The following is a 7,817-nucleotide window of genomic DNA, read 5'->3' as shown; positions in this document are numbered from 1 at the left end:
ACCTGGACGTGCCGTGGCTGCAGCCGTTGCCCGACGACCCGGCCGACACCGTGGTGCGGCGGGAGACCCTGCGGCTGGCACTGGTCGCGAGCCTGCAGCTGCTGCCACCCCGGCAGCGGGCGGTGCTGCTGATGCGCGAGGTGCTGGAGTTCCCGGCGGCCGAGGTGGCGTCCATGTTGGACATCTCGGTGGCGGCGGTGAAGAGCAGCCTGCAACGGGCCCGGGCCCGGCTGGACGCGGCCCGCGGCGAGCCACTGTCCGATCCGGACTCGCCGGAGGCGCGGGCGCAGCTCGACGCGTACATGTCGGCGTTCGTCAACAGCGACCTGACCGCGCTGGAGGAGGCCCTGCGCAAGGACGCCACGCTCGAGGTGGTCCCATCGCGCACGTGGTTCGCCGGCAAGGCGACCTGTGTGCCCTACCTGGCGTCGGTGCTGGGCACGCGCGGCGAGTGGGCGATGTTCCCCGTCACCGCCAACGACCAGCCGGCGGTGGTGGTCTACCGCGACGGCGCGGCCTTCGGCGTGGTCCTGCTCTCGCCGACCCCCACGGGCCTGGCCTGCATCGTCCTGTTCATCGGCGCGGACCACGTGGACCGCTTCGGCTATCCGCCGGTCCTGCGACCGACACCGGCCTAGGCCCTAGCGGAGGCCGGCGCGGTAGAGGTCGCGGAGGACGCCGACCTCGCCGCCGTGGTGCATGGTCTCGCGGTTGACGTGGACGATCAGCGCGACCATCGGGTCCTTGGCGAACCAGGCGCCGCGGCCGCCGAGGGGGCGCTCCAGCGCCTCGGCGTCGAGCCCGGTGATCGCGGTGTGCCACCGCCGGTAGGCGTCGTCGAGGAACGCCAGCGCGTCGGCGGCGCCGCCGGGCAGGTCGGCGGGGATGTGCCGGGGATCGAACATGTCGCCCGCGTCGTGGTCGGCGAAGAACGTGCTCCACCGGGTGTGGAAGTTGAGCGCGATGTGGGCCAGCCGCCACGCGATCGTGGTCACCGGCGGTCCCTCGCCCTCCGCCGGCCACGGCCCGTCGGCCCGGTGCAGCCCGTCGGCGCCGCGGCGCACGCTCCAGCAGCCGGCCACCGGCTCCCACGCGTACTCCTCGTCGGTGAGCCCGTCGAGGCGCGGCCGCAGGTGCGTGTCCCAGTAGAACTCGAGCTGGCCGATCACCAGCCGTCCCCAGTCGACGGTCATCGCACGGCCGCCCAGGAGCGCACCTTGGCACGGAACTCCACCTCGACCTCGTCCGGTGGCAGCCAGGCGATGCCGTGCACCTCGTCGGCCTGCACCCTGGTCCGCGGGTCGGCGACCGTGGTGAACCGGTAGCGGACGTCGAAGTGGTGGTGCGCGTCCTCGCCCTTCGCGGGGTTGGCCGCGATCGCGTGCACGCCGATGTCGCACGGCAGGTCGTCGACCAAGCTGAGCAGCGCCGCCGGAATGCCGGTCTCCTCCTCGACCTCGCGGACCGCGGCGGCGCGCAGCGTGGTGTCGCCCGGCTCGAGGTGGCCGCCGGGCTGCAGCCACTTGTTGAACACGTTGTGCCGGATGTGCAGCATCCGCCCGGCCGGGTCGAGCACGACCGCCGACGCGGTCACGTGACCGGGCACGAAGGTCTTTCGGGAGACGATGTCGCCTCCCCCGGCCAGCGCGTGCGAGAGCGGAGCCAGCCGGACGGCCTCGGCCGGGTGACGCGCCAGGTAGCTCGCGACCACCTCGGCGACGTGCGCGCGGGAAATCACCCCGGCATCCTACGGCCGAGGGTCAGGCCGGGCGGTCCCCCCGATGTGCGGCGAGCAGGAGCGCGCGGAGCCAGGGTCGCTCGACCGGGTGAGGGTTGGGCGGCGGCGCGGCCAGCACCGCGTCGACGACGTCGTCGACCGCCGCGGCCGGCCAGCCGAGCGCGTGCAGCGAGGTCGGCGCACCGTTGTCGCGCCCGAGGTCCCAGATCGCGCCGGCCACGTCGTGGTCCGCCCGGCCCATCGCCCGGGCGGCCGCCGCCATCGCCTGCGGTGCGGCCGGCGCGTTGGCGGCGACCACGTGCGGGAGCAGCACCGCGTGCGTGTCGGCGTGCGGCAGGCGGTAGGTGCCGCCCAGCACGTGGGCGAGCTTGTGGTGGATGCCCGTCGTGGTCGCGCCCAGCACCAGCCCCGCGTGCAGCCCGCCGACCAGCAGGTCCGGCAGGCGGTCCGCCGCCCGGGCGAGGCCGCCGGTCAGCAGGGCGACCCCGGCGGTGGCCCAGCGGTCGGTCCGCGGCGTGGCGTCCGGCGCGTACAGGCCCTCCACGCAGTGGGCGAACGCGTTGAGGGCGGAGGTCGCCGCGAGTGTCGCCGGGAGCGTCCGGAACAGGTCCGGATCGTAGACGACCGTGGTCGGGCGTACCCGCGGATCGCGCCCGGTGGTCTTGCGCCCGCCCGCGGTCAGTCCCCAGATCGGCGTCGCCTCGCTGCCCGAGAACGTCGTCGGCACGGCCACGATGCGCAGCCCGGTCTCCCGGGCGACCGCCTTGCCGAGCCCGGTCGCGGAACCGCCGCCGATCGTGACCACGAGGTCGGCGCGGACGCCCTCGGCCAGCCGCACCGCCCGCTCCGCGAGGTCGACGGGCACGTGCTGGGCCACCTCGGTCAGCCGGCCGGCGAGCCGGTCGCCGAGGAGCGCGGCCACGGTGTCGCCGTGTGCCGCCGCCGATCCCCCCGCGACCAGCAGGACGCGCCGCGCGCCGAGGCGGTCGGCCTCCGCGGGCACGTCCCGCAGGCTCCCCGAGCCCAGCACCACACGCAGCCCGTCGAGGTCGGCGGGCAGGTCCGCGCTCACGCCGGCGCCGTCGACGCGCGGGGCACGAGCTCCGGCTCGAACCGGAGGTGGGTGGGCTTCCCGTGGTCGATGCCCTCGAGCAGCAGCCGGGCCGCGTGCCGGCCCAGCTCCGCCCGCGGTGCCCGCACGGAGGTCAGCGGCACCGCCGCGGCGGCGGCGAACTCCATGTCGTCGTAGCCGACGATGGCCAGCTCGTCGGGCACGCGTACGCCGTGCGCCAGCAGCCCCTGCAGCAGGCCGATGGCGACCAGGTCGTTGACCGCGAACACGCCCGTCGGACGGCTGGCCGGATGCATCTCGAGGAGCTGGTCGGCGACGCCGCGGCCGGAGCGGAGGGTGAGGTCGGGCGTCGGGATCGTGAGGAAGCTGGTGGCACCGTCGTGGACCCGGCTGACCGCGGCGTACGCGCCGTCCCGGCGGTCCTCGACCTGGGCCAGCGTGGCCGGGCCGCCGACCACCGCGATCCGGCGATGGCCGCGGGCCAACAGGTGCTCGGCCGCGATCCGGCCGCCCGCCACGTCGTCGACGGCGACGTTGGAGTGCGTGCGCTCGCGGTGGCGGTCGAGGAACACGATCGGGATGCCGAGGCGGTCGAAGAGCCTGGTGTCGGGCGGAGCGAGGTTGGTCGGGTTCCACAGCAGGCCGCGCACCCGCTGCTGCTGGAACATCTCCAGGTAGCGCTGCTCCCGGCCGAGCAGCCCGCCGCTGCCGGCCAGCATGACCACGAGACCGGCCTCGGCGACCGCGTCCTCGACACCGCGTACGACGTCGGTCAGATAGGGGTTGGCCACGTCGAGCACCAGCATGGCGACCGTCCGGCTGGACCCGGCGCGCAGCTGGCGGGCCGACTCGCTGCGGACGAAGCCGAGCCGGGTGATCACCGCGTTCACCCGCCGCCTGGTCGGCACCGCGACCATGTGCGGCCGGTTGAGCACATTGGACACAGTGCCGACGGACACGCCGGCGGCCGCCGCCACGTCCTTGATCCGCACACCGCCGGGTACCTCAGCCATAAGTGTGACCAGGGTGCCACAGTCAGCGATCGATGGGCCGACCGGGCCTTGTGGCGGTCGTCACGGGGCCCCATTACGGGCTCGTGACATTGCGCGGATAGCCCGCGGACATGCGCCTGCCAGCGTCTTCGTGTGACCACGACCCTGCCGATCCCGCGCCTCGCCGCGCGCACCGGGGGCAGCGCGCTCTGGCGGTCGTCCTGGGCCGACGCCGCGCCGCCCGCCCGGCTCGAGTGGGCGGACGCCGCGAAGGGCGCCTGCATCCTCCTGGTCGTCTCCTGGCACGTGATCGTGAAGGACTACCTGCTGATCTCCTGGCACATCGGGCTGCCGCTGCCGGGCGTGTGGGGCACGCTCGGTGAGCAGTTCCTGCCGCTGCGGATGCCGCTGTTCTTCACGATCTCGGGCCTGTTCGCCGCCAACGCGGTCCTTCGGCCGTGGCGGGTGGTGCTGAAGAGCCGGGTCGCCATGTTCCTCTACCTGTACGCGGTGTGGCTGCTCATCCACACGGCGATCCTCCCGGTGGCGCCCGACCTGCCCACCGAGCGGGCGTCGTCCGTGCCGGAGTTCCTGACGCAGCTCACGATCACGCCGTCGAACCTCTGGTACCTGTACGCGCTGGCGATCTACTTCGTCGTCGCCAAGGCGGTGCGGCGGGTGCCGCGGTGGGCGGTGCTCGTGCCGGCGGCCGCGCTGTCCGCGGTGGCGGCCGCCGGGCTCGTGCCGACGCCCGGTGACCGTGGGAGCTTCTACCAGAACCTGGTGTTCTTCCTCGGCGGGCTGTACTTCCGGCCGCAGGTGGAGCGGCTCGCCGCTCGGCGGCGTCGGCTGGCGCCCTTCGCCGCCGCCTTCGCCGCGGCCCTGGTGCTGATGGCCCTGCTCGGCGCACAGTCGTGGTTCGGGGTGTGGCTGCTGGTGTCGGTGGTGGCCGTGGTGTTCGGCGTCGTGGCCTCGGCCCGGCTCGCCCGGTGGCCGGCGCTGCACGACCGGCTGGTGCGGCTGGGCCGGATCACGTTGCCGATCTACGTGATCCACATGCCGGTGCTCGCCGTGCTGCACCGGCTGCTGGTCGGTCCGCTGTCCGCGCTCGGCGGCGCCTGGCAGGTGTTCGTGGCCGTGTTCTACCCGCCCCTGCTGACCGGCGTGGTGGTCGCCTCGAGCCTGGGCATCCACCGTGGACTGATGGCGGTCGGAGCCCGCCGGCTGTTCTCCCTTCCGCGTTTCTCCCGACCGACTGGAGCGACACCGTGATCCTGATCTCCGATCCGCGCGTGGCGGCGGTGCCGCTGGACGACAACGGCGAGGCGCTGGTCGACCTGCGCACGGTGGAGTCGCTGGCGGTGGACTCCCGGCTGGCGGACGCGCGCGGCGCCTATGCCCAGCTGCGGGAGGGCGCGCTGGAGCGGCTGCTGTCCGCGCAGCGTGCGCTGCCGCGCGGGTTGCGGCTGCTGGTCGTCGAGGCGTACCGGCCGCTGCGGTTGCAGGAGTCGTACTTCGACGACTACCGCGCCGAGTTGCGCTCGCGGTTCCCCGCGTGGGACGAGCCGCGGGTGTTCGAGGAGGCCAGCAAGTACGTGTCGCCGCCGGCGGTCGCGCCGCACAGCACGGGCGGGACCATCGACCTGACGCTGGCCGGGCCTGACGGTCGCGAGCTCGACATGGGCACGGCGGTCAACGACAGCCCGGTGGCGAGCGGCAACGCGTGCTTCACGGCGGCGGCGCACATCCCGGCACCGGCGCGGCGGAACAGGTACGTGCTGGGCGCGGCGCTGCGGTCGGCCGGGTTCGTGAACTACCCGACGGAGTGGTGGCACTGGTCGTTCGGTGACCGCTACTGGGCGCTGGCGATGGGCGCGCCGCGGACCCGCTACGGACCTGTCGACCTCGCCTGACCGCCTGAGGGGACGTGGCGACGGCTTGAACTGTGCGGCAGGATCTGGCAATCTATGCTGGTCGATGTTAGCGCTCACATTCAGCTTCTCCGGAAGGAATGGTGACCTGATGTCCCTGACCCGACGAGCTTTCACGGTCGGCGCCCTCGCCGTGGCGGCCGGTGTGGTGGCGCTGCCGCGGGCCGCGCTCGCCGCGAACACCGCCTACCTGTTCGCCTACTTCACCGAGTCGCCGCAGCAGGTGAGCGCGAACTACGGCCTGCACCTGGCCGTCAGCCAGGACGGCTGGAACTGGACCCCGCTCAACCAGAACAACCCGGTCGTCACGCCGACCGCCGGGACGCAGGGGCTGCGCGACCCGTTCGTCCTGCGGCGCACCGACGGCACGTTCGTCGTGCTCGCGACGGACCTGAACGGGACGAACTTCGGCCTCAACAATCAGTACCTACACGTGTGGGACTCGACGAACCTGACCTCCTTCAGCGGCTACCGGCGCATCCAGATGCACACGCTCGCGACGCACACCTGGGCGCCGACGGCGTTCTGGGACGCGTCGCGCGGGCAGTACGGCATCGTCTACTCGGCGGTCAACGGCGGGCGCGACCTGTTCATGGTCAACTACACGTCGGACTTCCGCACCGTGACCGCGCCGCAGATCTTCTTCAACCCCGGGTTCGGTGTGCTCGACGGCGACATCGTCGTGGACGGCGGCACCACGTACCTCTACTACAAGAACCTGGCCGACGGCCTGCTCTACGGCGCGCGATCGTCATCGGGCGCACCCAACAGCTTCGCCACCTACACGGGCGGCCTGCGGCAGGGCACCGCGATCGAGGCGCCGCTGCTGCTGAAGGCCAACGACGGCGGCTGGCGCCTCTGGGGCGACTCGTTCGGCCCGGTCAACAACGACTTCTACGCGTGGACGACGTCGAACATCGGCGGCGGCTCGTGGTCGGTGGCGAACCAGCGTGACTACACGCCGCCGCTCAACGCCAAGCACGGCTCGATCGTCGGGATCACGGCGGCGGAGTACGCGGCCCTCGTGTCGCGCTGGGGGACGCCCAACTGGGTGCGGCTCAAGTCGTCGAACTTCCCCGACCGGTACGTGCGGCACGCCGACCGGATCGGGCGGCTCGACGCGTACCCGTTCGACCCGTACCAGGACCAGCTCTGGCGCATGGTGCCGGGCCTGGCCGACCCCGCCGGCGTCTCGTTCGAGTCCGTCAACTACCCGGGCTCCTACCTGCGGCACTTCAACTACGAGATGCGCCTGGACGCCAACGACAACACGGCGACGTTCCGGGCCGACGCCACGTTCTACCGCAGCGCCGGGCTGGCCGACTCGACCTGGTCGTCGTTCCGGTCCTACAACTTCCCGACGCGCTACCTACGGCACGCCAACTACCTGCTGCGGATCGACGTGCTCAGCTGGTCGTCGAGCGCCACCGACCGCCAGGACGCGACGTTCCGGGTCACTTCCTGACCGTGAAGGGCGCCGACTCGGCCACCGACCGGAGGCCGTCGTCAGGCAGCAGGCGCACCACGTACCGACCGGGCGGCAACGGCCAGTCCCCGATGCCGTCCGGGCCGATCGTCAGCCGGCCTTCTGCCCGCCGGCCTGCGCCGGCTGGGCGACGCCCACCACACCCACCGCCAGGACAGCCGCTGCCCCGGCCACTAACCGCCGCACCCGCATGATCGGCAAGCTAGGCCCGCACCGACAACCGGCCCCCCACGCGGAACCAACGGCGGCGGAGTCGTGCCAAACAACCGCTACGGCCTCGGGACCACCGGGAAGTCGATGGTGATGCCGAGCAGCCGGCCCATCATCGTGCGGGCACGTTCGTGCAGGGCCGTGGGCTGTTCCAAGATCCATGACTCCGGGCGCCACGGTGGTGAGATGCCCGCGGTGTTGATCTCCCCGTGGTGAACGTGGAAGCCGCCACGGGTCAGCACCTGACCCGTCGGGAGCAGCCACGCGTCCGGGAGCCCGGGCGATCCGTCAGGCTTCGCCGGGCGCCAGCCGGCGTCCGGGTCCGGCTCCCGGAGCGTCTCGGGCACCGGGGTGCCCGCGAAGACCGTGTCCGCGCAGCCGTCGAAGA

9 protein-coding genes are annotated in these 7,817 nt (G+C 73.0%); 4 read left to right on the top strand and 5 right to left on the bottom strand.

The annotated features are described in order from the left end of the window. On the top strand, positions 1-638 hold a 638-nt coding region (locus AB0H87_RS34585), incomplete at its 5' end, for a sigma factor-like helix-turn-helix DNA-binding protein (RefSeq protein ID WP_360155523.1). A 3-nt stretch (positions 639-641) separates the two neighbouring features. On the opposite strand, the gene AB0H87_RS34580 is transcribed toward AB0H87_RS34585, so the two are convergent. From AB0H87_RS34580 to AB0H87_RS34565, 4 genes are read right to left on the bottom strand one after another with little or no spacing between them, the layout of a single operon-like run. Continuing rightward, entirely contained in the window at positions 642-1,193 is a 552-nt protein-coding gene (locus AB0H87_RS34580; RefSeq protein WP_360155520.1) for a DinB family protein, read from the bottom strand. Further along, positions 1,190-1,738, bottom strand: a complete 549-nt coding sequence (locus AB0H87_RS34575; protein ID WP_360155517.1) for an NUDIX domain-containing protein — start codon at positions 1,736-1,738, stop codon at positions 1,190-1,192. The genes AB0H87_RS34580 and AB0H87_RS34575 overlap by 4 nt, the downstream gene beginning before the upstream one ends. A gap of 22 nt (positions 1,739-1,760) precedes the next feature. Beyond that, a complete protein-coding gene (locus AB0H87_RS34570; protein WP_360155514.1) occupies positions 1,761-2,810 on the bottom strand; it encodes a maleylacetate reductase in 1,050 nt (349 codons plus the stop codon). After that, positions 2,807-3,823, bottom strand: a complete 1,017-nt coding sequence (locus tag AB0H87_RS34565) for a LacI family DNA-binding transcriptional regulator (protein WP_360155511.1) — start codon at positions 3,821-3,823, stop codon at positions 2,807-2,809. The genes AB0H87_RS34570 and AB0H87_RS34565 overlap by 4 nt, the downstream gene beginning before the upstream one ends. Positions 3,824-3,955: 132 nt before the next feature. Between AB0H87_RS34565 and AB0H87_RS34560 the strand changes: the two genes are divergently transcribed. The 3 genes from AB0H87_RS34560 to AB0H87_RS34550 all read left to right on the top strand — a co-directional run bounded on the left by AB0H87_RS34560 (position 3,956) and on the right by AB0H87_RS34550 (position 7,198). Then, on the top strand, positions 3,956-5,074 hold the full coding sequence (locus AB0H87_RS34560) for an acyltransferase family protein (protein ID WP_360155508.1): 1,119 nt from the start codon (positions 3,956-3,958) through the stop codon (positions 5,072-5,074). Then, the gene (locus tag AB0H87_RS34555) at positions 5,071-5,715 is read left to right on the top strand and encodes a M15 family metallopeptidase (RefSeq protein ID WP_360155505.1); all 645 of its coding nucleotides are present in this window, start codon (positions 5,071-5,073) and stop codon (positions 5,713-5,715) included. Before AB0H87_RS34560 ends, AB0H87_RS34555 begins: the two co-directional genes overlap by 4 nt. A 109-nt stretch (positions 5,716-5,824) precedes the next feature. Continuing rightward, the gene (locus tag AB0H87_RS34550) at positions 5,825-7,198 is read left to right on the top strand and encodes a glycoside hydrolase family 43 protein (protein WP_360155502.1); all 1,374 of its coding nucleotides are present in this window, start codon (positions 5,825-5,827) and stop codon (positions 7,196-7,198) included. Positions 7,199-7,488: 290 nt separating this feature from the next. On the opposite strand, the gene AB0H87_RS34545 is transcribed toward AB0H87_RS34550, so the two are convergent. Beyond that, positions 7,489-7,817 (bottom strand): hypothetical protein (locus AB0H87_RS34545; RefSeq protein WP_360155499.1); only part of this gene is annotated, 329 nt, incomplete at its 5' end.

The organism is Asanoa sp. NPDC050611 (assembly GCF_040654855.1).
Classification (GTDB): Bacteria; Actinomycetota; Actinomycetes; order Mycobacteriales; family Micromonosporaceae; genus Asanoa.
Note: the sequence above shows the minus strand (reverse complement) of the source record. Positions and strands in the feature narration are given on the sequence as shown.

Bases quoted from the DNA above. Each gene is read 5' to 3' on its own strand.
- AB0H87_RS34580 (WP_360155520.1), bottom strand. From the start codon at position 1,193: ATGACCGTCGACTGGGGACGGCTGGTGATCGGCCAGCTCGAGTTCTAC.
- AB0H87_RS34565 (WP_360155511.1), bottom strand. From the start codon at position 3,823: ATGGCTGAGGTACCCGGCGGTGTGCGGATCAAGGACGTGGCGGCGGCC.
- AB0H87_RS34550 (WP_360155502.1), top strand. From the start codon at position 5,825: ATGTCCCTGACCCGACGAGCTTTCACGGTCGGCGCCCTCGCCGTGGCG.